At 34.1% G+C, this 26,449-nt stretch carries 32 protein-coding genes; 30 read left to right on the top strand and 2 right to left on the bottom strand.

The features are described 5' to 3' along the window. From ruvX to HALSAC_RS0110015, 28 genes are all read left to right on the top strand, one after another. Positions 1-411: a Holliday junction resolvase RuvX gene (ruvX, locus tag HALSAC_RS0110150; protein ID WP_027340183.1), complete on the top strand. Its 411-nt coding sequence runs from the start codon at positions 1-3 to the stop codon at positions 409-411. Between the two features lie 89 nt (positions 412-500). Next, the gene (locus tag HALSAC_RS0110145) at positions 501-779 is read left to right on the top strand and encodes a DUF1292 domain-containing protein (RefSeq protein WP_027340182.1); all 279 of its coding nucleotides are present in this window, start codon (positions 501-503) and stop codon (positions 777-779) included. Between the two features lie 107 nt (positions 780-886). Continuing rightward, positions 887-1,186 (top strand): DUF4258 domain-containing protein, encoded by a 300-nt coding sequence (locus HALSAC_RS0110140; RefSeq protein WP_027340181.1) that lies wholly within the window; start codon positions 887-889, stop codon positions 1,184-1,186. Between the two features lie 141 nt (positions 1,187-1,327). Then, on the top strand, positions 1,328-2,335 hold the full coding sequence (gene mltG / locus HALSAC_RS0110135; protein ID WP_245579459.1) for an endolytic transglycosylase MltG: 1,008 nt from the start codon (positions 1,328-1,330) through the stop codon (positions 2,333-2,335). 112 nt (positions 2,336-2,447) lie between these two features. Then, positions 2,448-3,107: an O-methyltransferase gene (locus tag HALSAC_RS0110130; protein ID WP_245579458.1), complete on the top strand. Its 660-nt coding sequence runs from the start codon at positions 2,448-2,450 to the stop codon at positions 3,105-3,107. Continuing rightward, entirely contained in the window at positions 3,108-4,331 is a 1,224-nt protein-coding gene (locus tag HALSAC_RS0110125; RefSeq protein ID WP_027340178.1) for a peptidase U32 family protein, read from the top strand. Positions 4,332-4,333: 2 nt separating this feature from the next. Beyond that, positions 4,334-4,960: a uridine kinase gene (udk, locus tag HALSAC_RS0110120; RefSeq protein WP_027340177.1), complete on the top strand. Its 627-nt coding sequence runs from the start codon at positions 4,334-4,336 to the stop codon at positions 4,958-4,960. Beyond that, positions 4,960-5,187, top strand: coding sequence for a DUF4911 domain-containing protein (locus HALSAC_RS0110115; RefSeq protein WP_027340176.1), 228 nt, complete (start codon positions 4,960-4,962; stop codon positions 5,185-5,187). Before udk ends, HALSAC_RS0110115 begins: the two co-directional genes overlap by 1 nt. A gap of 162 nt (positions 5,188-5,349) precedes the next feature. Next, on the top strand, positions 5,350-6,057 hold the full coding sequence (gene sigK / locus HALSAC_RS0110110; RefSeq protein WP_027340175.1) for an RNA polymerase sporulation sigma factor SigK: 708 nt from the start codon (positions 5,350-5,352) through the stop codon (positions 6,055-6,057). A 112-nt stretch (positions 6,058-6,169) separates the two neighbouring features. Next, positions 6,170-6,361, top strand: coding sequence for a hypothetical protein (locus HALSAC_RS0110105; protein ID WP_027340174.1), 192 nt, complete (start codon positions 6,170-6,172; stop codon positions 6,359-6,361). A gap of 227 nt (positions 6,362-6,588) precedes the next feature. Next, positions 6,589-7,572 carry a stage III sporulation protein AA gene (gene spoIIIAA / locus HALSAC_RS0110100; protein WP_245579457.1) on the top strand — a complete coding sequence of 328 codons (984 nt, stop codon included), beginning with the start codon at positions 6,589-6,591 and terminating at the stop codon, positions 7,570-7,572. Positions 7,573-7,700: 128 nt separating this feature from the next. Next, the gene (gene spoIIIAB / locus HALSAC_RS0110095) at positions 7,701-8,210 is read left to right on the top strand and encodes a stage III sporulation protein SpoIIIAB (RefSeq protein ID WP_027340172.1); all 510 of its coding nucleotides are present in this window, start codon (positions 7,701-7,703) and stop codon (positions 8,208-8,210) included. Positions 8,211-8,398: 188 nt separating this feature from the next. Next, entirely contained in the window at positions 8,399-8,593 is a 195-nt protein-coding gene (gene spoIIIAC, locus HALSAC_RS0110090) for a stage III sporulation protein AC (protein WP_027340171.1), read from the top strand. A 44-nt stretch (positions 8,594-8,637) separates the two neighbouring features. Then, positions 8,638-9,024 carry a stage III sporulation protein AD gene (gene spoIIIAD, locus HALSAC_RS0110085; RefSeq protein WP_027340170.1) on the top strand — a complete coding sequence of 129 codons (387 nt, stop codon included), beginning with the start codon at positions 8,638-8,640 and terminating at the stop codon, positions 9,022-9,024. Between the two features lie 12 nt (positions 9,025-9,036). Then, a complete protein-coding gene (gene spoIIIAE / locus HALSAC_RS0110080) occupies positions 9,037-10,212 on the top strand; it encodes a stage III sporulation protein AE (RefSeq protein WP_027340169.1) in 1,176 nt (391 codons plus the stop codon). Positions 10,213-10,216: 4 nt separating this feature from the next. Beyond that, positions 10,217-10,762: a stage III sporulation protein AF gene (gene spoIIIAF / locus HALSAC_RS0110075; protein WP_027340168.1), complete on the top strand. Its 546-nt coding sequence runs from the start codon at positions 10,217-10,219 to the stop codon at positions 10,760-10,762. 15 nt (positions 10,763-10,777) lie between these two features. Beyond that, a complete protein-coding gene (locus HALSAC_RS0110070) occupies positions 10,778-11,371 on the top strand; it encodes a hypothetical protein (RefSeq protein WP_035571601.1) in 594 nt (197 codons plus the stop codon). An 8-nt stretch (positions 11,372-11,379) separates the two neighbouring features. After that, on the top strand, positions 11,380-11,997 hold the full coding sequence (locus tag HALSAC_RS0110065; protein WP_027340166.1) for a SpoIIIAH-like family protein: 618 nt from the start codon (positions 11,380-11,382) through the stop codon (positions 11,995-11,997). Positions 11,998-12,289: 292 nt separating this feature from the next. After that, entirely contained in the window at positions 12,290-14,152 is a 1,863-nt protein-coding gene (gene accB / locus HALSAC_RS0110060; RefSeq protein WP_027340165.1) for an acetyl-CoA carboxylase biotin carboxyl carrier protein, read from the top strand. 24 nt (positions 14,153-14,176) lie between these two features. Further along, on the top strand, positions 14,177-15,529 hold the full coding sequence (gene accC, locus HALSAC_RS0110055) for an acetyl-CoA carboxylase biotin carboxylase subunit (RefSeq protein WP_027340164.1): 1,353 nt from the start codon (positions 14,177-14,179) through the stop codon (positions 15,527-15,529). 213 nt (positions 15,530-15,742) lie between these two features. Then, positions 15,743-16,147, top strand: a complete 405-nt coding sequence (locus HALSAC_RS0110050; RefSeq protein WP_035571599.1) for an Asp23/Gls24 family envelope stress response protein — start codon at positions 15,743-15,745, stop codon at positions 16,145-16,147. A gap of 82 nt (positions 16,148-16,229) precedes the next feature. Next, positions 16,230-16,763, top strand: coding sequence for an alkaline shock response membrane anchor protein AmaP (gene amaP, locus HALSAC_RS0110045; protein ID WP_027340162.1), 534 nt, complete (start codon positions 16,230-16,232; stop codon positions 16,761-16,763). 20 nt (positions 16,764-16,783) lie between these two features. After that, entirely contained in the window at positions 16,784-17,017 is a 234-nt protein-coding gene (locus HALSAC_RS0110040) for a DUF2273 domain-containing protein (protein ID WP_027340161.1), read from the top strand. 137 nt (positions 17,018-17,154) lie between these two features. Continuing rightward, a complete protein-coding gene (nusB, locus tag HALSAC_RS0110035; RefSeq protein ID WP_027340160.1) occupies positions 17,155-17,565 on the top strand; it encodes a transcription antitermination factor NusB in 411 nt (136 codons plus the stop codon). Positions 17,566-17,592: 27 nt separating this feature from the next. Next, positions 17,593-18,528, top strand: a complete 936-nt coding sequence (locus HALSAC_RS0110030; RefSeq protein WP_027340159.1) for a Kae1-like domain-containing protein — start codon at positions 17,593-17,595, stop codon at positions 18,526-18,528. Between the two features lie 536 nt (positions 18,529-19,064). Then, complete coding sequence (locus HALSAC_RS0110025) at positions 19,065-19,910, top strand: sulfide/dihydroorotate dehydrogenase-like FAD/NAD-binding protein (protein ID WP_027340158.1); 846 nt, start codon at positions 19,065-19,067, stop codon at positions 19,908-19,910. Continuing rightward, positions 19,900-21,285: an NADPH-dependent glutamate synthase gene (gene gltA, locus HALSAC_RS0110020; protein WP_425402508.1), complete on the top strand. Its 1,386-nt coding sequence runs from the start codon at positions 19,900-19,902 to the stop codon at positions 21,283-21,285. The genes HALSAC_RS0110025 and gltA overlap by 11 nt, the downstream gene beginning before the upstream one ends. A gap of 87 nt (positions 21,286-21,372) precedes the next feature. Beyond that, positions 21,373-21,681: a carbohydrate-binding protein gene (locus HALSAC_RS0110015; protein ID WP_027340156.1), complete on the top strand. Its 309-nt coding sequence runs from the start codon at positions 21,373-21,375 to the stop codon at positions 21,679-21,681. A 55-nt stretch (positions 21,682-21,736) separates the two neighbouring features. Here HALSAC_RS0110015 and HALSAC_RS0110010 read toward each other — a convergent pair whose 3' ends face one another. Next, entirely contained in the window at positions 21,737-22,687 is a 951-nt protein-coding gene (locus HALSAC_RS0110010; RefSeq protein ID WP_027340155.1) for a DUF4912 domain-containing protein, read from the bottom strand. Next, positions 22,687-24,300 (bottom strand): glycoside hydrolase family 57 protein, encoded by a 1,614-nt coding sequence (locus tag HALSAC_RS0110005; protein WP_027340154.1) that lies wholly within the window; start codon positions 24,298-24,300, stop codon positions 22,687-22,689. The genes HALSAC_RS0110010 and HALSAC_RS0110005 overlap by 1 nt, the downstream gene beginning before the upstream one ends. Before the next feature lie 410 nt (positions 24,301-24,710). Here HALSAC_RS0110005 and HALSAC_RS0110000 point away from each other — a divergent pair, with 410 nt between their 5' ends. Beyond that, the gene (locus HALSAC_RS0110000; protein ID WP_245579456.1) at positions 24,711-25,571 is read left to right on the top strand and encodes a hypothetical protein; all 861 of its coding nucleotides are present in this window, start codon (positions 24,711-24,713) and stop codon (positions 25,569-25,571) included. 124 nt (positions 25,572-25,695) lie between these two features. After that, complete coding sequence (locus HALSAC_RS0109995; protein WP_027340152.1) at positions 25,696-26,448, top strand: phosphatase; 753 nt, start codon at positions 25,696-25,698, stop codon at positions 26,446-26,448. The last annotated feature ends 1 nt before the right edge of the window (position 26,449 follow it).

Raw genomic sequence — 26,449 nt, 5'->3', positions numbered from 1 at the left:
ATGCTAAGGATTATGGGATTGGATTTAGGAGATAAAAGAACTGGGGTTGCAGTAAGTGATAGGATGGGCTGGACTGCTCAAGGTAAAGAAGTAATAGAGGTTAAGAGTGTAGAAGAAGATATAGAATATATAATTGAATTAGTGGCAAAATATGAAGCAGAGAAGGTTGTAGTTGGTTTACCTAAAAATATGGATGGTAGTCTAGGACCTAGGGCCAACAAGGTGTTGGACTTTGTTGAGAAGTTAAAAGAGAAGGTTGATATTCCAGTTGTGACCTGGGATGAAAGGTTATCAACTGTAGCAGTAGAAAGGACTTTGATCTCTGCTGATGTAAGTAGAAAGAAGAGAAAGAAGGTAATAGATAAGATGGCTGCTGTTATTATTTTACAAAATTATTTAGATAGTCAATAATAAATTAGCTTAATTCATTACTCAAATTTGATATTTGGTCTAAGGGTTGTGTATAATTTAAAGTGAGATAAAAATATGGGGTGATAATTATGGAGGATAAAGAAGGTATAATAAAGTTGGTAGATGAAGAGGAAGGAATTGTTTTATTAGAAGAGTATGATGGAGAAGAGGTTAGATATGAGATAGTAGTTGTTATCGATGTGGAAGATGATACATATCTAATATTGGCTAAGGATGAAGAAGATTCAGAGGAAGGTTATGCTTTAAAAGTAGTCAAAGATGAAGATGGAAATAAAGCATATCAACCTGTATTAGATGAGGGTGAATTGATAAAAGTACAAGTGGAATTGGAGAATCTTGAAGAGTAATGGTAAATAATTAAAAATAACCCTTCCTCTGTTTTAATATTCGAGGTATAAAATATTCTTTATTAGTAAATAATTAATAGTAAGAACAGTATCTGAGGGGGGGTTAAATGTTATTAACAGAGACAATTTTAGATGATAAACTTTTTAGAGTAGAAGGGACAACCCATGCTCTTAAAAGGATGGAAGAGAGGGGTATTGATCAAGAATTAGTTACTGCTATCATATTAAGTCTAAATGAGAGGCTTTTAGACTATAATGATACTGGAGAAGAGGTAGCAATAATTGATCAAGAGAATAATTTGGCTGTTATTATTGAGGTTAGAGAGCATAAGGCTGTAGTAATTACAGTAATAGATAGGGCTAACATACATATCAAGGATGGAACTCGGCTGGAAGAGATAGCTTGATATTGGCTCAAAGTAATAAGAGTGCGACAGTTGTCGCACTCTTATTACTTTATTATTAAAGTAGTTGAGTCAACATTGTTGATAAATTATAACATTTTGTTTATAATAAAGAGAGAATATTTAGAGAGGAGATTGGATTTAGTGAAAACTATTATAAAGTTTAAGCAGGTTGTTATAGTGTTGGCCCTTTTATTTTTTATATTAAATTTCTTTCTTTTTAGTTACGGACAAAAGTTATTAGGGCCAAGGTTAGAAGATAATGGAGTAGAAAATAGGATAGTTGAGATTAAATCTGGTTATTCTTTAAATAGGATAGTTGATAAACTTTATGAGGAAGAACTAATCAATAGTCCTTTGGCTTTTAAGTTATACTTAAAGTTGAAGGGTAAAAGTACTAATCTACAAGCAGGTTATTATCAACTAAATCCTACAATGTCAACTATTGAGATTATAGATAGGCTTATAAAAGGGGAAAATGCATATTATAGGGTGACAATACCTGAGGGTGCTACTGTTGAAGAAGTGAGTAGTATTTTTCATATGAGAGGCTTAGATAGAGAAAGGTTCTTAGAAGTGGCTAAAAATATAGATATGAACTTCTTGGAGAATAGAGAAGATCTTTATTATAATGCTGAAGGTTTTTTATTTCCAGACACTTATAAGATTCCCTATGGGTCTTCTGAAGAAGATATAATTAGAATAATGCTAAGAGAGTTTCAAAAAAAAATCAGGGACTTAGAGGAGGGGATTGAAGAGAGTGAATTTAGTCTTCATCAGATAATAACCATTGCCTCTATGATTGAAGGTGAGGCCAGGGTGAAAGAAGAAGGGCCAAAGATTGCTAGTGTTATCTATAACCGCTTAGATAGGGGGATGAGATTACAGTTAGATGCTACAGTTCAGTATGCTCTTCCTCAAAGAGAGTCTAGATTATTATATAGACATTTAGAGGCTGAATCTCTATATAACACATATAGAAGAGATGGTTTGCCTCCAGGACCAATAAACAACCCTGGGATAGATTCAATAAAATCGACTTTAAATCCTGTTGAAACCGACTATCTATTCTATGTGGCTAGAGGAGATGGAGGTCATATCTTTACTAGGACTTATCAAGAACATTTAGAGGTACAGAGAGGGTTACGTTAAGGGGAATAGATAATAGCACTGATATTTTAATAAGAATATGATTTGATTAATGTTTTTATTTATTCATTATTCTTTATTATTTAGTAACTAATTAAGAGAAGGATGTGTTTTAATGGGTAGTAATATGGGTAGGAATATCGTTCATGAATGGATTATAAATTATATTAGAGATAAGCAAGATAATAGAGTAGGAAGGTTTAAGGAGATTGAGGAGAAAGCAAAGTCTAGGGGTGTTCCCATAATAGAGCCTGAGGTTGGGAATTTTTTAAATTTATTAGTTAAGATTCATCAGCCTCAGAGGATTTTAGAGGTAGGTGCGGCAACTGGATATTCTACTTTATGGTTAGCTAAGGACTTTCCTGGAGATATTGTAACCATTGAATTAAAAGAGAGCGATGCCAAGGAGGCTAAAGAGAATTTTGCTGCTTTAGGTTATGATAATATTGAGCTTCTATTAGGAGATGCCTTAGAGATCCTCCCAACTTTAGAAGGAAGATTTGATTTCATCTTTATTGATGCAGCTAAAGGTCAGTATGTTAATTTTTTAGAAGAGAGTTTAAGGCTTGTTAATGATGGTGGGATAATAGTAGCAGATGATGTACTATTTAAAGGGATGATTGCAGATGATAGATTCTATCATCCTCGTTTTAACACATTAACTAAGCGGCTAAGAGAATATATCGATTTGGTTATGGATCACCCAGATTTAGATTCATCAATTATACCAATAGGAGATGGACTAGCTATCAGTATAAAGAGAGGGGATAAATAGATGAAGTTACCAGAGTTATTAGCTCCAGCAGGAGATTTAGATAAGTTAAAGATTGCTATTTTATATGGTGCAGATGCAGTTTATTTAGCAGGAGAGTCTTATGGGTTACGTGAAAAAGCAGGAAACTTTACTAAAGAAGAGATGAAGGAAGGTTTAGAGTTTGCTCATAAGCGAGGGGTGAAGGTCTATGTTACTATAAATATCATCCCTCATAATGAAGATTTAGAAGGTTTAGATGAATATATCAAAAACCTCGAAGAACTTGGTGTTGATGCTATAATTGTAGCAGACTTAGGCATATTCTCTATAGTTAAGGAGGTTGCTCCCAATTTAGAGGTTCACATAAGTACTCAAGCCAATAATGTGAATTGGAGGACAGCTAAATTTTGGAAGAGTCAAGGTGCACAGCGGGTAATTTTAGCAAGAGAGTTATCCTTTGCTGAGATGAGAGAGATTAGAGATAAGGTAGATATCTCTTTGGAGGCTTTTGTCCATGGTGCTATGTGTATATCTTATTCAGGACGTTGTTTATTGAGTAATTATATGAATGGAAGGGATGCAAATCGTGGAGCCTGTGCTCACTCTTGTCGATGGAATTATACTTTAATGGAAGAGCAAAGATCTGGAGAGTACTATCCAGTTTATGAAGATGAAAGAGGAACCTATGTCTTTAATTCTAAAGATTTATGTATGATTGAGTATATACCAGAGTTAATAGATTTAGGATTAGATAGTTTGAAGATAGAAGGGCGAATGAAGAGTTTGCACTATGTAGCAACAGTGATTAATATATATAGAAGAGCATTAGATGAGTATGCAAGGGATCCAAAAGGATATGAGTTTAAAGAGGAGTGGCTAGAAGAGTTAAAGAAGATTAGCCACCGCCACTATACAACAGGTTTTTACTTTGATAAACCTGAAGAAGATGAGCAGAATTATGATTCATCTGGTTATTCTAGAACTTATGATTATTTAGGAATTATTCGTGATTATTTACCTGAAAGTAAAGAAGCAGTTATAGAGGTAAGAAGTAAGATATTTAAGGATGATCTAGTAGAGATCTTCGGGCCAAAGACTGATACCTTTGAAGAAAAGTTAGAGTATATTAAGAATGAAGATGGTGAAGAGATACCAGATGCTCCACACCCTCATCAATTAATAACAGTTAAAGTAGAGAAGGAAGTAAGTGAATATGATTTAGTAAGAAGAAAGAGGGGGAATTAGCTTTGACTAAGCCAGTTTTAATTGGGATAACAGGAGGAACGGGGTCTGGAAAGACTACCGTTTCTAATACGATAATTGAGATGCTAGGTACAGATAATATAGTTATGATTCAGCAAGACTCTTATTATAAAGATCAAAGTCATATGGACTTTAGTCAAAGGGAGAAGACCAATTATGACCATCCTTTTGCCTTTGATAAGGACCTTTTATTAGAGCATTTAAATGATCTATTAGAGGGTAATTCTATTCAAAAGCCAGTCTATGATTTTACTGTACATAATAGAAAAGAAGAGACTGTAACTGTAGAACCTTGTGAGGTCATTATTTTAGAAGGTATTTTGGTTTTGGAGAATCAAGAGATTAGGGATATGTTAGATATTAAGGTCTATGTAGATACCGATAATGATGTTCGTTTTATCCGTAGAATGTTAAGGGATACAGAGGAGAGAGGCAGGAGTATAAATTCTGTTGTAGATCAGTATTTAGGAGTAGTTAGACCTATGCACCAACAATTTATTGAGCCTACTAAGAAGTATGCAGATATTATCATTCCAGAGGGTGGATATAACAAGGTTGCTATAGATATCTTGGTGACTAAGATTAAATCTATTATCGAGGAGTTAGTTTAATGTGTGATACTTTAGAGATAATGTTAGAAGTGGCTAAAGGAGATCTCTTTTTTGTCGATAATGTTTTAAAGGCTTACGAGGGGTTGGCCCTAGTAACTGTTATTGGTGTTGAGGGTGAGATCGGAAGGCTAAGGTTAGAGGTTACAGATGGGACCAAAGGAGATGTATTAGAGATATTAGAAAATATGAAGACGATAGTCGGATTGGAGATAGTTGGAATAGAATAAATGTTTAGGACAGGCACGATAGACTTGATTTCCTCATAAGATATAAAGTGGATGATTAGTTTAGGATAATCCTTTTTATAATAAATTAAACCTAAAAGTTTAGAAATTAATCTATTTAATTACTAAATGGATAGAGGTTTAATATGGGGGTGATAGTCTTTGATGCCTTCTTTTTTTATCTGGTTATCTTCAACTTTGCTTGATGGAGTCCTTCTTTTAATTTCTTATATATCAAATGGAACTACCTTTGAACAGCCTTTATCAGAAGAGGAAGAAGAGAGATGTCTTAAGCTATTTAAAGAAGAGGGTGACATAGAAGCAAAAAATAAATTAATAACTCACAATATGAGATTAGTAGCTCATATTGTAAAGAAGTTTGAAAATACTAGAGAAGATAGTGAAGATTTGATATCTATTGGAGCTATTGGATTAATCAAAGGGATAGAGAGTTTTAATCCAAATAAGAGAACTAGATTAGCAACTTATGCTGCTAAATGTATTGAGAATGAGATTTTAATGCATTTAAGGAAGACTAAAAAGTTAAATAATGAAAAGTTAATGCACGAGCCAATAGGCTCTGATAAAGAGGGAAATGAGATTCAACTTATGGATATACTAGGGACAGATATAGATATTGTTAGTAAAGAAGTAGAGTTTATTCTAAAAGAGGAGAAGCTATATGAGGTGTTAGAAGATTTAGATGAACGGGAGAGGAAAGTATTAGAATTTAGGTATGGGTTAAAGGATGGCAAGGAGAAGACACAACGTGAAATAGCTAAGATATTAGGGATTTCTCGTTCTTATGTTTCAAGGATTGAAAAGAAAGCTGTAATAAAATTATATAAAAAGTTTAATTTAGAAGGCTACTAGATATCTAGTAGCCTTATTTTTTTCACAAATTATTATTTCTTTGCATATTATAATATAGTAAGGGCTTAATATAGAATAAAGGATTTTTTACCGATAAATAAGGAGGGTAAGGATGAATAATCATCTATTGACCATTAATAGATATTTAAATATCTCAGATTCATTGAGTTTGATAGAAGAGATAAGAGCTTTTATTAAGAAAGCTAAGGAGATAAATCCTAAATTAAAGGAATATCAATTATACGATATTGGTTTTATTCCAAAGCCAGATTTAATATTGGTAAAGCTGTATTTTTTAAATTAAGTATAGACCATAAGTAGAAAATAATATTATTTGAACATTAAGAAGTTAACAATTAATTTTAATAATTTTGAATAGGTTTTATAGTTATAAAAGGTTTAGGTGTAGGGTAGGAAATAGGGTGTAAAATATACTTGATAGATAAAAAATTGCCGAGAGGCAATTTTTTTATTTTTTGTTTCATATATTTACCATAGTAATAATATTATTAATTAATAGGGGTGATGAAATTGCATAGATTTAAAGAAGATTCGCTGAAAGGAAATTTATCAAATAACGCCTTTACAAGGGAGATATATCCGATGTTGGTCCCTGGGATTAGAGAGAAGATCTCGAAGGTGGATAATAATATTTTAAACAGTTTAATAGAAATAAGATTAAGGGCCAACAAGCCTTTGGTCTTAGAAAGTATCAAAGGAGAACTGTTCTTAGACAAAAAAGGTCAGATAATAAATTCTCCACAAAGAGCTTACTTTACTTCAGAGAGGGATATAGTAGAAAGCTTAGATTTAATGACAGAAAGTTCTTTATATACCCTAGATGAAGAGGTAAGAGCGGGTTTTTTAACCTTAGCCGGAGGACATAGGGTAGGGTTAGTAGGTCAAGTAATTAGCGAGGAAGGGAAGATTAAGAGGATAAAACATATTTCATCTATTAATATCCGGATCTGCCAAGAGGTTATTGGAGCAGGAGATAAAGTTTTTACTAAAATAATAGCAGGTAAGCAAGATATCTATAATACTTTGATAATATCCCCACCTAGGTGTGGTAAGACCACATTAATTAGAGATCTAGCAAGGCAGATAAGTGATGGATCTTCTCAATTTGCTTTTAAAGGTTTAAAAGTTGGAGTTGTTGATGAAAGATCAGAGATTGGAGGGGCATATCGAGGAGTTAATAGGAATAGGTTAGGTTTGAGGACAGACTTATTAGATAGGTGTCCAAAGGCCGAAGGGATGATGCTTCTAATCAGATCTATGTCTCCTGATATAATTATAACTGATGAAATAGGTAGTAAAGAGGATGTCAATGCTCTAATGGAGGCTATAAATGCAGGGGTTAGAGTTATTACAACAGTACACGGAAGTAATTTAGAGGATATCAGAAGAAGACCAAGTTTGAAAGAAATTTTAAATGCAAGAGTATTTAAGAGGATAGTTGTTTTAAGTAGTAGAAAGGGGCCAGGGACGGTAGAAGAGGTAATTAAGGGATAGAGGATAGAAAAGTCAGCAAGCTGACTTTTGATTCTAAACACAGATGTTTAAATGAGTGTTGGCCCGTAGTGGTGTTACATTTTGCTGATAGCTGAAAACTGATAGCTATATTGAAAGGAGTGGTATTAATGAGGCTTCTGGGGGCTACTCTAATAATATTTAGTAGTAGTATGATAGGTTTTTTGGTAGCAAAGCAATTTATTTTAAGACCCAAGCAATTAGGGCAGCTACAGACTGCATTGCAGATGTTAGAGACAGAGATAAGTTATGGATTTACCCCTTTGCCCGAGGCTTTCTCTAAGTTGTCATCAAGTCTAGAAGGGCCAATTGCCAATATATTTGCTAGAGCTAAAGAAGAGATGGAGAAGGGTGAGCGGGCACAGCTTGCATGGCAGATAGCTATAAAGAATAGTAATCAAGAGACAGCATTATTAGATAGAGATATCGAGGTGTTAAAGGATTTAAGTCATAATCTAGGTGCTTCAAGTGGATATGATCAGGTGAAATATCTAAATTTAGTAGGGCACAAACTTGAATCCTTGTACCAAGAAGCAGTAGAAGAGAGGAGAGCAAAGGTAAAGCTTTGGAGATACTTAGGGGTCTTAGGAGGGTTGGCCCTTACAATACTTATTTTTTAGTAATAATTGATAATTGATAGTCTAAGTTCAAATATAAAAGAACTTTAATTAATGGTCTGCAAGAAAGAATAAATATAATACGGTTTTAGTAGGTAGTAGATAAAAAGAATTTAAAAGTACTTTGTTTTTGAGGGTTTAACTACCAATTATTAACTTTCAATTTTAAACTGTTATAAGGGGGTTAGAGAATGGATATAGATCTGGTATTTAAGATTGCGGGGCTTGGGATATTCATTTCGGTATTTAATATGGTTTTAAAGCAGGCAAATAAAGAGGAGCAGGCACAGATGTTAACTTTGGTAGGTGTAATTATAGTTCTGATGGTAATTATTCAATTAATAAATCAACTATTTACCAGTATCAGGACTATATTTGGTTTTTAGGTGAAGATAATTTTTTATTACTTTTAAATTCGGAGGTGGAAGCTCTGGAGATAATACAGATTGTTGGTTTAGGGCTAATTGGAACTATATTTACTATGATTATCAAAAACTATAAACCAGAGCTTGCTCTGCAACTTAGCTTGGTAATATCATTGATAATCTTTATTTTGATGATAGGGCGTATTGTAGTTGTAATTGATGTAATGAGAGAGTTAGCTTCAAGAGCCAACATAGATCTAATCTATATCAATACTATTTTGAAGGTTATAGGTATTGCTTACATAGGTGAATTTGGAGCTCAAATCTGTCGGGATGCTGGTGAAGGTATAATTGCCAGTAAGATTGAGTTTGCATCAAAGGTCTTAATTATGATCTTAGGTATTCCAATTATGTTGGCAATATTAGATTCAATAATGCAACTCTTACCATAAAGGTGGGATCAAATGAAGAGAGCACTTATTATTATATTTATAGTGATTTTAGCTAGTCCAGTGGTATTAGCAGATCAATCTGAGGGAGTTATAGATCCTAGTAGAGTGATAGAAAATCAATTGAACAAATTTGACCTTTCAGAATTAGAAAGGGAAGTTAATAGGTTAAATAGAGAAGTTGAGGGCTATATACCACAATTGTCTTCAAGGGATATTATATCTCTCTTTAGTAGAGATGGGTTTTATGAACAGATGTTAGAAATTGCTCAAGGTATGTTGCATTATCTATTTGATGAGATACTTTCTAATATTAAGTTATTGGGTCAACTGATAATTTTAGCTATGATTGTAGCAATACTTAAGACCTTTCAAGGAAATTTTGCAGGCCAAGATGTAAGTAAGTTGGCTAATGGGATAGTTTACTTAGTTTTAGCCATATTGGCCCTTAACTCTTTTAGAGTAGCAGTGGCAATTGGTGAAGGGGCAATCAGTGATATGGTTAGTATAATGCAAGCAATACTGCCTTTGTTATTATCTTTACTAGTAAGTATGGGAAGCATAACATCAGCTGCTTTATTTCATCCAATAAGTTTTTTAATAGTTAATTTTTTAAGTGTAATGGTTAGAAACATAGTATTTCCCCTTATATTTCTAGCTACAATCTTAGATATAGTCAACAATATATCTGATGATTTTAAAGTTACAGGGCTAGCAGGTTTGTTTAAACAATGGAGCTTAGGCCTTTTGGGGGTGGTTTTAACAATTTTTATGGCAACAATAGTTACCCAAGGAGCGGTAGCTACGGTTAGTGATGGGGTTACTATTAGAACAGCAAAATATTTAACAGGAAGTTTTATCCCCATAGTAGGTAGTTATCTATCTGGGGCATTAGATATGATCGTTGGAGGTTCTTTATTAATTAAAAATGCTTTTGGAGTCTTTAGTGTTTTAGTTATACTTATCTTCTGTTCTTTTTCTGTGGTTAAGATCTTTGCGCTAGTATTTATTTATAGACTGGCCGCTGCAATAATTCAACCAATAGGTGATGATAAGATTGTAAACTGTTTAAATAGGCTAGCTAATAATCTTTTGTTAATATTTGCAGCTGTTGCTGCAGTAGGTTTGATGTTCTTTGTAGTTATAATAATTATGGTTGGTGCTGCTAATTTTACAGTTATGATGAGGTGATAAGGTGAATGTACTAAGAGATTGGGTGAGAAATATTGTTCTGGTTATATTATTTGCTAACTTTATAGAAATACTACTTCCAAATAGTCAAATGAGAAAGTATGTAAAGGTAGTGATGGGCTTTTTTATTATCTTGGTTATTTTAAATCCTCTTTTAAGTATCTTAGAGTTTGGAAGTGGAGATTATAACATTTTTGAATCTTCTATTGATGACGCCCCTTCTTTTCAAAGAATATTAAGCAAAGGTGAAAGGATGAGAGAAGAAGATAGCCAAGTTAGAAGTGATTACAAGTTGGCTTTAAGTAAGCAGATAAGAGCCATAATTAGATTAAATACTGATGTAGAGAATATAGGAGTAGATATAGAGTTAGGTTCAGCAAATAATATAGAGCAGGTAGTTATTAGAGGTGAGGATAAGAGGGTTATTCCTGTTGAAGTAAACTTAGAAGAAGAAGCTAATAAAGAAGAGAGTAAGGATAAAGATTTAAAAGAACTTATTGCTAGCCTTTATGGGTTGAGTCCAAATAAAGTAAAGGTATACTTAGATTAAAGTGAGGTGGGGAAGTTGGGTAATGAATTTAACTTAAGTAACATATTTAACAAAGGTGGGTCAGATAATAAAGAGGCTAGTTATAGAAAGTATTTGATGATAGCTTTAATTTTAGGTGTGGGATTAATGTTAATAGGTGATTTATTTATACCAGATAAACCAGATAGTAATGAAAGTATAAGAGAAAAGAGTACGATTGCTTCTAGAGATATTACTCCTGAAGAGGAGATAGAAGAGAGGCTTAAAGCTATTCTCTCTAAAGTACAAGGTTCAGGTAGGGTTGATGTTAAGGTGACTTTAGATAATAGTGGCAATTATACTTATGCAAGAAATTATCATGACTCAAATCAAGATGTTTCTGAAGAAGATAGCTCTGGAGGAATAAGGAGTACAAATCAGTATGATAATAGGAGAGAAGTGATTGTCCTTAGTCAAGGTGGTGAAGAGAGGGCTTTGGTTAAAAGAGAAGTCAAGCCAGAGATAAGAGGTGTTATGGTTGTAGCTGAAGGTGCAAATGATTCAAGGATTAAATCGGATCTATTTAATGCAGTTAGGGTAGGGTTAGGAGTCCCAAGTCATAAGATAACTATATTATCAAAAGAAAGGTAGTGAAAGTAATGAAGATAGTTAGTGTAGTAACTGATAATGAGATAAAGAGAAGGTTAGGGTGGTTTTTTGTTCTAATGATCTGGGTTGGGATGGTAACTGCAGTAGTTATTCATCGCAGCCCAGTTACTGATGATCATATAGCCCAAGTATCATCAGTTGATGGTTATGTTGATATTAGAGAGATGGAAGGAAATTCCTCAGTTGATGCAGATTATATTGACTTTAGTCAAGAAGCAATTGAAGCTTCTAAGACTGAGAATAAGCAACCAAAGCAGAACTTTTTCATTGAATATAGGATGAATAGAGATCAAGCTCGTAGTGAACAAATAAACCTTTTAAGAGAGATGATAAATAACCCTAATTCAGATAAGAGTATAAAGGTTAGAGCACAAGAGCGTTTGCTGACTATTACAAATAATATAGAAAAGGAGATGGAAATTGAAAGTTTAATTAGAGCTAGAGGGTATAATGATGGCTTAGCTTTAATTCATGATAGGTCTGTAGAATTAATAATTGAAACTGAGGGCTTAGAGAGAGAAGATGTAATAAAATTAGGAGATATTATAAGCAATAGTACGGATGTTAGACTGGAGAATATAACTATTATCGAGAAGAAACCTGAATGAATTGACAAAATATATAAAAGACGATATAATAATTAAATAAGATTATTGGAGCTAGGGGGTAATTTTGTTCGTTAACCTAGCTCTTTCTATAATAAGGTGTGCTTGATTTTAGGGTGTATTTATCTTCGAGTCAAAATCTCTTAAAGCTTATTACAGCTTAACTCCCTCTTGTACAAGAGGGAGTTTTAATGAGGTGCATACCTAGTTTAATTTAAAGATAATTCTAGTAATTTAAAAGGATTTTAAATTACTTTGTAGAATAAAAAAATGAGTATTATAGGAGGGAGAAGCTATGAAAAAAAAGGTTAGAATTACTGATACAACTTTAAGGGATGCTCATCAATCTTTGTGGGCAACAAGAATGAGAACTGAAGATATGCTCCCCATAGTTGATAAGATGGACAGAGTTGGTTATAATGCTATGGAGGTTTGGGGTGGAGCGACCTTTGATGTTTGTATGAGATATCTGCAAGAAGACCCTTGGGAGAGATTGAGATTATTAAACAGTTATATCCAAAACACTCCTTTGCAGATGTTATTAAGAGGTCAAAATTTAGTAGGTTATAAGCACTATCCTGATGATGTAGCAAGGAGATTTGTTTATAAAGCAGCAGAGAATGGTATAGATATATTTAGAATATTTGATGCTCTTAATGATGTAAGAAATATGAATACAGCAATAGAAGCAGTTAAAGAAACTGGTAAAGAGGTGCAAGCTACAGTAGCTTATACTATCAGTCCAGTACATACAATAGAGCATTATTTAGAGACTGCAATTACACTACAAGAGTTAGGAGCAGATTCTCTTTGTATCAAAGATATGGCTGGGTTATTGACGCCTTATAGGGCTTATGATCTTGTATCTGCTCTTAAGGAGAAGATTACAATTCCAATTGAATTGCACAGCCATTATATTGGTGGTATGGCATTACCTACTTACTTAAAAGGGATTGAAGCAGGTTTGGATATTATAGATACAGCAACAGCTTCTTTGGCCTTTGGTTCTTCTCAACCACCAGTGGAGACAATGACAGCTATCTTAAGAGATACTGAATATGATGCAGACTTGAACTTGGATCTCTTGTTTGAGATAGATAGTTATTTTGAAAGAGTTAGAAGAAAAAGAGGATTCCCTAGAGGGGTAACTAGAATTACTGATATGCAGACTTTCTCTCATCAAGTTCCTGGAGGAATGATATCTAACCTAGTTTCTCAATTAGAGAAGCAAGATGCTTTAGATAGGATCCATGATGTTTTAAAAGAGATACCTAGGGTAAGAGAGGATTTAGGTTTCCCACCACTTGTTACACCAACAAGTCAAATTGTTGGTACTCAAGCCGTATTTAATATTTTATTAGGGGAAAGATATAAGGTGATACCAGATGAAGTAAAATCTTATATTAAAGGTTATTATGGTCGACCACCTGCCCAGATTAATCCAGAAGTTCGTAAGAAGGCTATTGGTGATGAAGAGCCTATTACATGTAGGCCAGCTGATTTACTAGAGCCAATGCTTGATAACATAAAAGATGAGGTTTCAAGGTATGCTGAAAAAGAAGAAGATTATCTATCTTATGCCTTGTTCCCGCAGATTGGATTGAAGTTCTTAAAAGAAAGAAAGAAAGATAAGGACATATTTGGAGAAACTAATACTAACATTAATGAGGAGGCAGATGAAGATATGGAATTAAAGGATATTAAAGAATTATTAGAGATGTTAAATGAGACTGATATTGCAGAAATTAATTTAGAGAGTGATGGTACAAAGATAAGCATTAAAAAGGGTGGAAGTGTTGTAGCTCAAGAGGTTACTACTGCAACAAATATTCCTACACCAGAGGTTGCTGAAGTTAGCCAAGAGAAGACAACTAATGCTACACCAGCTCCTTCAGAGGCTAAAAAAGAGGTTGTAAGTGGAGAGAAGGTTGAAGCTCCAATGGTAGGAACTTTCTATTGTGCACCTTCCCCTGATTCAGATCCTTTCGTTAAGGTTGGAGATATAATAGAGGCAGGAGAGTCTTTATGTATTATTGAAGCGATGAAGTTGATGAATGAGATTGAAGCTGAATTTAAGTGTAAGATTCTTGATATTCTAGTTGAGGATGGAGAAGCAATTGAATATGGTCAACCTTTATTTGTGGTTGAGAGAGTATAGAGGGAAAGAAGGAGTAGTGATAAAATGATTAATAAGATACTTATAGCTAATAGAGGTGAGATTGCTTTAAGAATTATTAGGGCTTGTAAGGACTTGGGAATCAAGTCAGTAGCTGTTTATTCTAAAGCTGATAAGGATTCTTTACATGTTAAGTTTGCCGACGAAGCTTACTGTATAGGTCCTGCTCCCTCAAATGAGAGTTATTTAGATATACCGAGTTTGATTAGTGTTGCTGAGATTTCAAATGCTGATGCAATCCACCCTGGATATGGATTTTTATCAGAGAATGCTTATTTTGCTGAAGTCTGTGAAGAATGTGGGTTTAAGTTTGTTGGCCCAGCACCTGAACATATTAATAAGATGGGCGATAAGTCTATTGCCCGAGAGACTATGATTGAAGCGGGAGTTCCTGTTGTACCTGGTACTGAAGGGGCTTTAGAAGGTATAGAAGATGCAACAGAAATAGCAGAAGAGATAGGATATCCAGTAATTGTTAAAGCCTCCTTTGGTGGTGGAGGTCGTGGAATGAGAGTAGCAAATAATAAAGATGAATTGGTTAATGCTATTAAGACAGCCAGTTCAGAAGCAGAGGCAGCCTTTGGAAATGCCGAGGTTTACTTAGAGAAATATGTACAAAATCCACGGCATATAGAGTTTCAAATTTTGGCCGATGAGCATGGAAATGTAGTTCACTTAGGTGAACGTGATTGTTCAATCCAAAGAAGGCATCAAAAAGTTATCGAAGAAGCGCCTTCTCCAGCTATTGATCCAGATTTAAGAGAAGAGATGGGCCAAGCAGCAGTCAACGCAGCTAAAGCTGTTGGTTACTTTAATGCTGGGACTGTAGAGATGCTTTTAGATAAAGATAATAACTATTACTTTATTGAAATGAATACTAGAATTCAGGTTGAGCATCCTGTAACTGAGATGGTAACAGGAATAGATATAGTAAAGGAGCAGATTAGAGTAGCTAATGGAGAAGAACTTGGCTATACTCAAGATGATGTTAAGATTAAAGGTGCTTCTATTGAGTGTAGAATTAATGCTGAGGATCCTAGTAAGAACTTCAGACCTTCCCCAGGTAAGATCAACCAATATTTAATTCCTGGTGGATTGGGAGTTAGGGTTGATAGTTGTGCTTACCCTGACTATTCAATACCTCCATTTTATGATTCTATGGTTGCTAAATTAATTACTTGGGGTAAAGATAGAGAAGAAGCTCGCAAGAGAATGTTAAGAGCTTTAGGGGAATTTGAAGTTGAAGGTGTTAAGACTACTATTCCATTCCATAAAGAGGTATTAAATAATCAAGAGTTTATTAAGGGAGAGTTCGATACGGGATTCATACCTAAACATATTATTAAAGAGGATAAATAGACTTTAAGTAGAAATCATTAGTTAAGAGTTTTAAATTGAAAGTTGCTTTAGTAAATTCAAAGACTTAGTAGCAGTTATTTCTACTAAAATATAGTTATAAGCTTAGTGGTAGTTATCTTTTAAATAAATAAGGTAAAGCTAAGAGTAAATTTCTTTATATTAGTCTAAGTAAACTGTAACTATCTTAATTTATGAATTGAGGAGGGGATTATAATGAGCGAAAATAATGTTGGAGCTATTAGAATTGCCCCAGAAGTAGCTAGTATTATTGCTGGTTTGGCTGCAACCGAAATTGAAGGTGTAGCTGGAATGAGTGGGGGATTGGTCAATGGTATCGCTGAGATACTGGGAAAGAGTAACCTATCTCGAGGTGTTAAGGTAGAGGTAGGAGAGAAAGAGGTTGCAGTAGATTTATATGTGATAATGAAGTATGGTGCTAAGATTCGTGATGTATCTTGGGAAATCCAAGAGAATGTAAAGAAAGCTATTGAGAGTATGACTGGTTTAGATGTTGTAGAAGTTAATGTTCATGTTCAAGGTGTTAGGTTTAGGGAAAAAGAAGAAGAGGTTGAAGAAGAAGTGGAAGAGCAGGAATTAGAAGTTCCTCGTGTAAGGTAGGGTTTTAATAAAGGAGAATTATATCTATAAGCTAGCTCTTTATAGGGTTAGCTTATATTCTTCTTAAAGAAAGGGGATATTAATGGAGATTATAGACAGGCTATTTGTAATGTTATTGACTCTTTTGGTAGGTATTACTTCTGTATTTATGATAGGGCTCTCCTTTGGGGTAATTAGTTTTGAAGCAGTAGAGGCTTTCTTTGCTATTCTTGAGGGAAGTATTGAGTTAGGTGTTGTTGGTGCAGTACTATTTTTAATCTCTATTAGAGTTTTGCAGCTCTTTTTTAGAAGAAAGAAGGTCAGTGGGGCTATAGTCGTTATGAATGAGTTTGGTAATGTAAGGATTACTTTGGATGCTATTAACAGTTTGGTAAAAGAGGTTATAGAAGAAGAGGGTCAGTTTGATAATATTGATTCTAAAGTTAAAGTTAAGGATGATTGTGTTAATATTAGAATGAATCTAACCTCAGATACTAGGGCCAACATTCCTGAGTTAGCTACATCTTTACAAGAGATGGTTAAGGAGAGGGTAGCGTCTACAACTGGTGTTGAAATATCTAAAGTTGAAATATTAATTAAGGAGATTCAAAAGAAGAAGAGGCTGAGAGTAGATTAATTAAAAGAGGTGTATAAGTTATGATTGAAATTGACGATTTGTCTAAGGTTATAGCTCTTTTAAAGAATTATAAGGGTAGAGTTCTAGGTTTGTTGATTGGTCTCTTTGTTGCTTTATTGGTTATTCGCTTTGGTATTGTTTTAGCTTTATTTATTGTTATTTCTATGGGGATTGGCTATTATTTTGGTATGAGATACGATAACAAAGAAGACATTAGAGACATAATCAATGATATATTTCAATATAACAAATAATTAAGTTGAGATTAGTCCTTTACCACCTTGATTCTTATAGGTGGTTTTTTAAATGCTTATCTAGTGAAAGGATAATTATAATTGCTTTTATAGGATACTATAATATATATATATCTAAATTCTGGGGAGGTTAAATTATGAAAAGAGAGTTAAATAGGCGTCAATCTAGAGAAGTAGCAGTTCAGTTGTTGTATCAAATGGATGTTAATAAAGAAAGTTTAGAGATTAATCTGAAGAAATTACATAATGATAGGCCAGAGATTATGTTAGAGGGAAGTTACTTGGAGGATATTTTAAAGGGAACAGATGAAAATATTAAAAAGATTGACGAATTAGTAGATGAAAAAGCTAAGGACTGGAAGATTGATAGGATAGGTAAAGTAGATAGAAATATTATTAGGTTGGCCCTTTATGAGATTTTATTTGAAGAGGATATACCTGTTGCTGTAGCTATTGATGAGGCTATAGAGCTTGCTAAATCTTTTAGTGATGAAAAATCAGCTAAATTTATCCATGGTGTTTTGGGGAGAATAGCTGAAGGATTATAATTTATTCTAAGGAAAGGGGTAATTAGGTTGATTTTAGGTATAGATACTAGCAATTATACAACTTCAGTAGCCTTGCTGAATGCTTCAGGAGAATTGGTAGATGAGAGAAGGAGTGTGCTAGAAGTACAGTGTGGAGAGAGAGGACTTAGACAGTCTGAAGCCTTATTTCAACATTTAAAGAACCTACCTCGATTGATTTCTGAAATAGGGGATAGTTTTGAAGGCGATTTAACCAAGGTTGTTGTAACTTCTTCTCCTCGATCTAAGGCGGGATCTTATATGCCTGTATTTTTAGTAGGTTTAGGACAAGCCCAGTCTTTGACAAGCATGATGAATATTCCTTTAAAGAAGGTTTCCCATCAAGAAGGGCACCTTATGGCAGGTTTATGGTCAGCAGAGAAGCGGCTTAATAAGTTTTTGGCTGTACATTTATCAGGGGGGACATCAGATATTTTGAAGGTTAAATTTGTTGCTAAGGATAAATCTTTTGAGGTGGATGAATTAGGAGAATCTAATGATTTACATGCGGGCCAATTCGTTGATCGAGTTGGGGTTAAAATGGGACTACCTTTTCCAGCAGGTCCCCACTTAGAGGAGCTGGCTAAAGAGGGTAACTTAGATACCCTCTCAATACCATCTTCAGTAAAGGGTTATAATATGAGTTTTTCTGGGCCAACATCTGCAGCAATGCGAGCAATTGAAGAAGGTAAGTCCAAAAAGGATATAGCCTTGGCTTTACAGAGATCAATTGCTAACTCTTTAGAGAAGGTATTGAAGAAGGGGATAGAAGAAGAAGGGATAAAGGATATTTTGATTGTTGGTGGAGTGGCAGCCAATGAATACATAAGAGATAGATTAAGAACGCGTTTAGAACATAAAGCAGTTGGAGCAAAACTTTACTTTGCCGACCCTAAATATAGTACTGATAACGCAGTGGGTGTAGCGGTCTTAGGTTTAGAGTAAAAAAGTATCACAATTCATACAGTTTCTTTAAAAGGGATGAGATTTGATTTACCACGAGTGGCTTTGCTCTTTAAGCCATGAGAGGTGTAGCAGCTCTAGGTTTAGAGTAAAAAAGTATCACAATTCATAAAGTTTCTTTAAAAGAGATGGAGATTGGAGTTACCACGAGTGGCTTTGTTCTTTAAGCTATGAGAGGTGTAGCAGCATTAGGGTTAGAGTGAAAAATAAATTATAATGATTCTTAAAAAGACTCTCATAGCTATGAGAGTCTTTTTGAATTAAAAATTAATCTACAAACGTTATTTGTTTCACTAGTTAGAAATGATTTTTACCAGATAAAATTGATTTTTGTTTTTGGTGGTGGTATAATTAGAGTAAATATTTTATCTGTGTAGAGTATGCAGTAGATAATTAACGGTGAAAACGTAGTATTTTCATCTACTTACTTGTATTATTTTCCAACCATATATTAATTATTTTAGTGATTAGTATATGATGTTAAAGTTCAGATATATAAGAATTAGGAGGGAAACAAAGTGTATCGAGTATTAGAGAAAGAAGTATTAGCACTTAAGATTACACGATTAAAAGTGGATGCGCCTAAGGTTGCTTCAAAAGCAGAACCAGGTCATTTTTTAATTGTGAGAGTAGATGAGAAGGGAGAGAGAATTCCTTTAACGATTGCTGATTATGATCGAGAGGAAGGAAGTATTACTATTATTATTCAAGAGGTTGGATTTAGTAGTGAACAGATCTGTAACTTAGAAGTAGGCGATGAATTTTTAGATCTTGTTGGCCCGTTAGGAGAGCCAATTAAGACTGGGGGATATAATAAGGTAGTGTGTGTAGCTGGTGGATTAGGAGCTGCCCCTCTTTATCCTAAAGTAAAGTCTTTGCACAAAGGTGGTGCCGAGATCATTACTATATTAGGAGCTAGAAATGAGGAGTTATTGATTTTAGAAGGTGACTTTGAGAGATTAAGTAGTAGCTTGTATGTAACTACTGATGATGGTTCTAAAGGTCATAAGGGGTTTGTGACTGATATTTTGAAACAAGTTCTAGAAGAAGAAGATGTAGATATGGTAGTGGCTATCGGGCCAATGATTATGATGAAGTTTGTATCTCAATTGACTAAAGAGTATGGGGTTAAGACTATAGTTAGTTTAAATTCTTTGATGATAGATGGAACAGGAATGTGTGGAGGTTGCCGAGTAACTGTTGGTGGAGATACTAAGTTCTCTTGTGTAGATGGACCAGCCTTCGATGGACATTTAGTAGATTATGATGAACAATTAAGAAGGCAAAATTTCTACTCTAAACATGAGCAAGAAGTTAAAGACCATGTCTTTGGAGGTGAAGGATGCCGTGTCAATGAAGGGTAAAAAAGTAAAAATGCCAGAGCAAGACCCTAAGAAAAGAGTCAATAACTTTAAAGAAGTTACACTAGGATATACTGAAGAAGAGGCGATTAAAGAAGCTAACAGATGTTTACAGTGTAAGAATCCACTCTGTATGCAAGGGTGTCCTGTTGAAGTTGACATACCGGATTTTATTGCTTTAGTTGCAGAGGGTGAATTTGAAAAAGCGGCTCAGAAGATTAAGGAAAAGAATAACTTGCCTGCAGTCTGTGGGAGAGTATGTCCTCAAGAGGAGCAGTGTGAGAGAAAGTGTATTGTAGGAATTAAGAATGAAGCAGTAGCCATTGGTCGTTTAGAAAGGTTTGTAGCCGATTATGCTAGGGGCAAAGAAGAAATAGAAGTTATTGGAAATCAAGATAAGGGAAAGGTTGCTATTATTGGTGCTGGTCCTGCTGGTCTTACGGCAGCAGCTGATCTAGCAAAGATGGGATATGAGGTAACTATCTTTGAAGCCTTTCATGAGGCTGGAGGGGTTTTAACCTATGGTATCCCTGAGTTTAGATTACCTAAAGATATTGTTAAAGATGAGATTGAGAAGATTGAAAAACTTGGAGTAGAGATAAAGTATAATCATGTTGTAGGTAAGATTAAAGGCTTAGAAGAGCTCTTTGAAGAAGAGTATAAGGCTGTATTTATAGGAACTGGAGCAGGATTACCAAGGTTTTTAGGTATTGAAGGTGAGAACTTAAATGGTGTCTATTCTGCCAATGAATTCTTAACTAGAGTTAATTTAATGAAGGCCTATAGATTCCCTGAATATAAGACTCCTGTTCATACAGGAGAGAAGGTAGCAGTTGTAGGAGCTGGAAATGTAGCTATGGATGCAGCTAGAACAGCATTAAGGCTAGGTGCAAAAGAATCGATCATAGTTTATCGTCGTGGTGAAGATGAAATGCCAGCTCGTGTCGAAGAGATTGATCATGCTAAAGAAGAGGGAATACGCTTTGAACTTTTAAATAACCCAACGGAAATTTTAGGTGATAAAGAAGGTTTTGTAAAAGGGATTAAATGTATCAGGATGGAGTTAGGAGAAGCTGATGATTCTGGTAGGAGAAGACCAGTACCTATTGAAGGGTCAGAGTGGATAATGGAAGTAGATACTGTTATTATGGCAATTGGACAGAGACCCAATCCTATACTTCTTAAGGATGCTCAAGATATCGAGACAACAAAGTGGGGAACGATAGATGCTTGTGATGAGAGTGGAGAGACTAGTAAAGAAGGAGTCTTTGCTGGTGGAGATACAGTTACTGGAGCAGCAACAGTAATTGAAGCTATGGGAGCAGGCAAGAGAGCTGCAAGAGCTATAGATGATTATATAAAAAACCTTAGAAAATAAGTAAAAATTACCTCTTATTAAAAGAGTTGATATTGCAAAAGATATAGATAGGTATTGATTCTTATATCTAAAAGGAGGTAATAATTGATGCAAGATTATTCAGATGTTACAGTACAACCAACCCCAATAACTGCAGGAGAGAGAGTTAGAGTTGTTTATGATGGACTCCTTAATAAAAGTGGGGCTGATAATATTTATCTCCATGCTGGTGTAGGTTTTGGAGACAATTGGATGGATGTAACTGATATAGCTATGGAAAGAGATCAACAAGGGAAGTTTACTGCTCAATTAAGGGTCAATACTACCGATAGGTTTAATTTTTGCTTCAAAGATTCAGCGGATAATTGGGATAATAATAGTGGCAACAACTGGAGCTACGAAGTTCATAATGGGTAGTATCTAAGAAAAATAAACCTTTGGCTCCTAGGAGCCAAAGGTTTATTGCTATTATTTAATTGTTAATAAATGAGTCGGAGCTTAACTTTTTGTCTAGATCTTTTTCCTTGAAATTATAGATAACTTTATTATCACCTAATGAACAATTAGCGGTATAGAAAGTATATTCTCTTTTTTGATCTTCTACTTTCATCCATAGTTCGTTATTATTTTCTGAAGGCTTGGCCCTTGGGACCGTAACTCTATTAGATCTAATTAAAGGGATAAAGATTTCATTTATAGTTAGTAATCCAAGCTCTCCATAGTAATTAGAATTTGGTTGAGGTAGGTTTATATACTTTTCTCCTTCACCTTTCTTTATCTCTATTTCGAAATAGTTATCTTGAAGATCGATTGAATTACTTTCTTTATAAACTCTTATTACAGCTTTCTCTCCTTCAAAGCTTAAACCATTAGCCTTCCAATAAGCATATATATAATCTGGAGATTGGGTCATTAAAACGAGTTCATTTTCTTTATTAGAGTTCCACAACCTCTCTGAAGGTGATTCATGGTTTGGAGATAAGTCTATTTTAAAATTTGTACTAGGGATACGAGCAAACTCTTCATCCCTCTCTTTTAATCTTCTGCGCCAGTAGCTACTTACTAAATATCTATGATTATTCTCTTTGGAAGTTGATTCATCTTCTAGGTTGGGAGAGAGGTTTTCTTTTAATATCTCTAACTCCTCTTGAAAATCATCTTCATTTGTCAGTATAGCATCTTTGTTGAGTTCTTTATCAAGGGCCAACTCTTGATCAGATATATCTTCATTGGTATTAGTAATTTGTTCATTATCTTTTTCTTTGATATTTGTTAACTCTTCGCTGCTTTCATGGGAATATTTCATATTGCCAAAGCCGATATCTGCATTTCTTTTATATCTGCTCTTATCTTTATCCTTTTTAGGACGAAGGAGAGCAACTAATATTATTGCTACAGCTAGAAGAAGAAGTATTAATTGCATTAAAGCATCACCTCTTTATAGTTTGCATTTTGATTACTTTGATAAACCTTATAATCAATATTTTTAAAAATATTATTCTTTTTTTCTAAACCTTTTAAGAAGTCTATGTCTATCTCCTCTAGTTTTAATGAGCTAAAGAGACAGTTGAAGTTATTTAGATGTTCTTTGGTTCTTCTAACTGCATACTCTTTCATTGTGTCTGTTTTAATAATAAAAGCCCAATCACTACTTTGGGCCAAAAGAACTTCTCTAGCAAGTTGATTTAAAACTCTTAACTCTATAGAGTTTTTAACTTGCCATGTATTAGCCAGATCAATCATCTGTTCAGTAATTTTGTGGAGCTTTGGGTAAATCCAAGAGTTACTACTATCTAACCAGACTTGATTATAGCCTTGTGCCCCCCAGCTTGATAAGGATGGAGTAGCAACTTGGTTTATTGGATAGATATCCAAATAATCAGAAGGGCTTATAGTCTTTAATTTATCATCCTTGCCTATCTTTCTAAGGAGTAGATCTAACCATATCGGCCCTTCGTACCACCAATGACCAAATAGTTCTGTGTCATAAGGTGAAACAATTATTGGACTTCTATCCATTTTCGAACTTAGATAACCAATTTGCTTATGGCGATTAAACATAAAGTTTTGAGCATGGATGTTGGCTCTGTTTTTTGCTTTTTGCGGATCATAGACTTCTTTATGCTCATCTTTTTCTGTGATCTTATAATATTTTATACCTGTTTGTTTTCTAAAACCTTCTGGGTGAATATAATCTTTAATATATTCATAATCTAAATCATAGCCAATGTCTCTATAAAACTCACGATAATTATAATCTCCCGGATAACCCTCTTGAGCACTCCAAACCTGCTTAGAAGATTCTACATCTCTAGCAAAGGCTGCAACACCAGAGTCAGTATAGATTGGAGCGAAATTCTTGTAAGTTGGTCGAGGGTTAGAATTTAATATACCGTGAGTATCTACAAAAAAGTATTTAAGCCCTTCATCCCAAAGGTAACGGTCGATACCAGGGTAGTAACCACATTCAGGAAGCCAAATTCCCCTAGGTCTTCTTCTGAAATTTTCTTCATAGATTTTGATACCAACTTGAAGTTGAGCTTTAACTGCTTCTGGATATCTGTCCATTAAAGGTAGGTATCCATGGGTAGCAGAGCAAGTGATTATCTCCAGAACCCCTATATCTTGGAGTACATTGAAGGGGATGAGTAGGTTTTTATTGTAATTAATAAATAACCTCTTGCTTTCTAAAAATTTTTCATTATACATCTTAGCTACTCTGTAAAACTTTGGATCACCTTTTGTTCTTCTTAATTCTTTTTCACTTAATTCGATGAGTTTATTTAGATGGTTTAGGTATCGATCTTGTAGTAGACTATCTGTTAACATAGAGATTAAAGTAGGAGATAGTGATAAAGTAACTTTAAAATCTACTCCATCCCGTACTAAATTAGAAAAGACTTTAATCAGCGGGATGTAAGTTTCAGTAATCGCTTCATAAAGCCACTCCTCTTCTAAGGCATAAGGATCTTCAGGGTGACGAACATATGGTAAATGAGAGTGTAGTACTAAAGCTAAGAAGCCTTTTTTATTCATTTAAACACCTCCGCGTAAAGATGGTTACCTGCTATTAATATGTTAAAAAGGGCTTTAAGATATTCATTATAATAAGAATAAAAAATATTTTTTAGGAAAACAATATTTTTTCAGATAAAAAGCAATTAGGAGTAGATTTAATAAATTGGTAGCAAATTTTATTAAGTGAAAAGTGAATTTCAATAAATCTAAAAGGAAAAAATAACCATATGGAGAATAATATTAAAGTAGTAGTTGGTTAAGATAAGGGTGTTAGTTTTGTAGTTTTGAGTAATATATATCAGTTATTTAATTATTTTAAGGTTTTTAATTGATATTGCCATTAATATTATTAATGAAGGGAGAAGGTTATGTTACTTAAAATATTTTTAGCAGCATTAATTACATTATTATTTTATCTACATAGGAGGGTGGGGTTTAAATTTAAAGTTTTTTTTCACCCTATTATATTAACGCCATTATTTGGTGTTTTATTTGGAAGAGAAGGGTTTACTACAGGGGTTACTTTAGGGGTAATAGTAGAATTGATTTGGGGAAGCAATATGGTTGATTACGAGGAGCAAGGTTTAAAATATGGACTTTTACTTAGCCTTTTATCTTTATCTTTAGTTATATTAACTAATAACATTAGTATCTTTTTGAATTTGGCCCTGGTCTTACTTTTAGTTTATGCTTTTCAGGAAGTAGTAGGATTTGTTGAAGATAAAGAGTATTTCATTTATTTAGTATTTGTTTTTAATTTTATATTATTATTGGGAGATGGATTGATTCAGGAACTATTAGGATGGATACCAGCTCAATTTTTAGAGGAGCTATCTATAGGTGGAGGGTCTTTAATTCCGTTAGTGGGGTTATCTATACTTTTAATTCAGGCTCTGAATCCTACATTAAAGAGAGATAATGTTTGGTACTATTCTTATGGTATTTCTACAGTAATAACTTCTTTCATCTTATTTCAGGGCCAACATTGGGGAATAATACTATTTCCTTTAATTTGGTATCTTCTTTATTGGACTTGGGAAAAAGTAGACAACCTGGCTTTTAAGGATTATTTGCGTATCGGGTTGGTTGTATTAGTAGTTTTGTCTACGCCTTATATAATAGAACTTAATATAATTAATATTGAGGGATGGATAGAAAATATATTGTGGAGTGAGGCCCTTTTGGCGTCAGTTTCCATTTTAAGGATATTTAAATTGACTGGGATTGAGGGATACTTTATAGTAACACTTTTAGGGGTTATAGGAGCGAGATGGGACTTTTTATTGTAAGTTTTACTTTTAAGGGACTAAAGAATGAAATAAAAGAGGTTTAAAATCAGAGTTAATTTAAGTTTGATTTTAAGCTCACAGCACTAGACTCATAGCTCTGAAACTGAAGAAGGAGGAGAAGATGATGAAATTAGTAGCTGACCTACACACTCATACTATAATTAGCGGACATGCTTATTCTACTTTAGAAGAGATGGTTGAAGGGGCTAATAAAAAGGGGTTAAATATTTTAGGTATTACTGATCACGGGCCAAATTTACCTGGTGGTCCTCACCCTTATTACTTTTCTAACCTTAGGTCTTTGCCTAAGAAGATAAAAGGTATTAGAGTGTTAAAAGGAGTAGAAGCAAATATAACTGATATCTATGGATCTTTAGATCTACCTCCTAAAATACTATCTCGCCTTGATATTGTAGGAGTAGGGTTTCACTGTGGGAGTGGTTATGATCCTGGTAGTATAAAAGATAATACTGATGCTATGATAAGTGCAATATTAAACCCTTTTTCAGATATAGTAGTCCATCCTGGAAATCCTGAATTTATCATAGATATAGATAGGGTCATAATGGCTGCTAAAAAAGGAGATGTACTTTTAGAGATAAATAGTAACTCTTATAGGAGCAGGCCTGGTAGCAAGGAAAGGTGTATTGAGATTGTTAAAAAAGCTAAGGTTGAAGGGGTAAAGGTTGTTATAGGAAGTGATGCTCACTATTGGGATGATATCGGTAAATTTGATAAAGGCTTAGAGGTAGTGGAGGAAGCAGGGTTAGCGGAGAGGGATATTATAAATACAAGTGTTGAGCGAATTAAAGAGTTTGTAGCAAGGAAGAAGAAGGTTAAAGAGAAGGTGATTAAAGAATTAAGAGTTGAAAATTAAG

This window comes from Halonatronum saccharophilum DSM 13868, assembly GCF_000517025.1.
GTDB lineage: Bacteria > Bacillota > Halanaerobiia > Halobacteroidales > Halobacteroidaceae > Halonatronum > Halonatronum saccharophilum.
Note: the sequence above shows the minus strand (reverse complement) of the source record. Positions and strands in the feature narration are given on the sequence as shown.

Coding starts and splice junctions, on each gene's coding strand:
- ruvX (WP_027340183.1), top strand. CDS start 1: ATGCTAAGGATTATGGGATTGGATTTAGGAGATAAAAGAACTGGGGTT.
- HALSAC_RS0110145 (WP_027340182.1), top strand. CDS start 501: ATGGAGGATAAAGAAGGTATAATAAAGTTGGTAGATGAAGAGGAAGGA.
- HALSAC_RS0110140 (WP_027340181.1), top strand. CDS start 887: ATGTTATTAACAGAGACAATTTTAGATGATAAACTTTTTAGAGTAGAA.
- HALSAC_RS0110130 (WP_245579458.1), top strand. CDS start 2,448: ATGGGTAGTAATATGGGTAGGAATATCGTTCATGAATGGATTATAAAT.
- HALSAC_RS0110125 (WP_027340178.1), top strand. CDS start 3,108: ATGAAGTTACCAGAGTTATTAGCTCCAGCAGGAGATTTAGATAAGTTA.
- HALSAC_RS0110115 (WP_027340176.1), top strand. CDS start 4,960: ATGTGTGATACTTTAGAGATAATGTTAGAAGTGGCTAAAGGAGATCTC.
- sigK (WP_027340175.1), top strand. CDS start 5,350: ATGCCTTCTTTTTTTATCTGGTTATCTTCAACTTTGCTTGATGGAGTC.
- HALSAC_RS0110105 (WP_027340174.1), top strand. CDS start 6,170: ATGAATAATCATCTATTGACCATTAATAGATATTTAAATATCTCAGAT.
- spoIIIAB (WP_027340172.1), top strand. CDS start 7,701: ATGAGGCTTCTGGGGGCTACTCTAATAATATTTAGTAGTAGTATGATA.
- spoIIIAC (WP_027340171.1), top strand. CDS start 8,399: ATGGATATAGATCTGGTATTTAAGATTGCGGGGCTTGGGATATTCATT.
- spoIIIAE (WP_027340169.1), top strand. CDS start 9,037: ATGAAGAGAGCACTTATTATTATATTTATAGTGATTTTAGCTAGTCCA.
- HALSAC_RS0110065 (WP_027340166.1), top strand. CDS start 11,380: ATGAAGATAGTTAGTGTAGTAACTGATAATGAGATAAAGAGAAGGTTA.
- accB (WP_027340165.1), top strand. CDS start 12,290: ATGAAAAAAAAGGTTAGAATTACTGATACAACTTTAAGGGATGCTCAT.
- accC (WP_027340164.1), top strand. CDS start 14,177: ATGATTAATAAGATACTTATAGCTAATAGAGGTGAGATTGCTTTAAGA.
- HALSAC_RS0110050 (WP_035571599.1), top strand. CDS start 15,743: ATGAGCGAAAATAATGTTGGAGCTATTAGAATTGCCCCAGAAGTAGCT.
- amaP (WP_027340162.1), top strand. CDS start 16,230: ATGGAGATTATAGACAGGCTATTTGTAATGTTATTGACTCTTTTGGTA.
- HALSAC_RS0110040 (WP_027340161.1), top strand. CDS start 16,784: ATGATTGAAATTGACGATTTGTCTAAGGTTATAGCTCTTTTAAAGAAT.
- nusB (WP_027340160.1), top strand. CDS start 17,155: ATGAAAAGAGAGTTAAATAGGCGTCAATCTAGAGAAGTAGCAGTTCAG.
- gltA (WP_425402508.1), top strand. CDS start 19,900: ATGAAGGGTAAAAAAGTAAAAATGCCAGAGCAAGACCCTAAGAAAAGA.
- HALSAC_RS0110015 (WP_027340156.1), top strand. CDS start 21,373: ATGCAAGATTATTCAGATGTTACAGTACAACCAACCCCAATAACTGCA.
- HALSAC_RS0110010 (WP_027340155.1), bottom strand. CDS start 22,687: ATGCAATTAATACTTCTTCTTCTAGCTGTAGCAATAATATTAGTTGCT.
- HALSAC_RS0110005 (WP_027340154.1), bottom strand. CDS start 24,300: ATGAATAAAAAAGGCTTCTTAGCTTTAGTACTACACTCTCATTTACCA.
- HALSAC_RS0109995 (WP_027340152.1), top strand. CDS start 25,696: ATGAAATTAGTAGCTGACCTACACACTCATACTATAATTAGCGGACAT.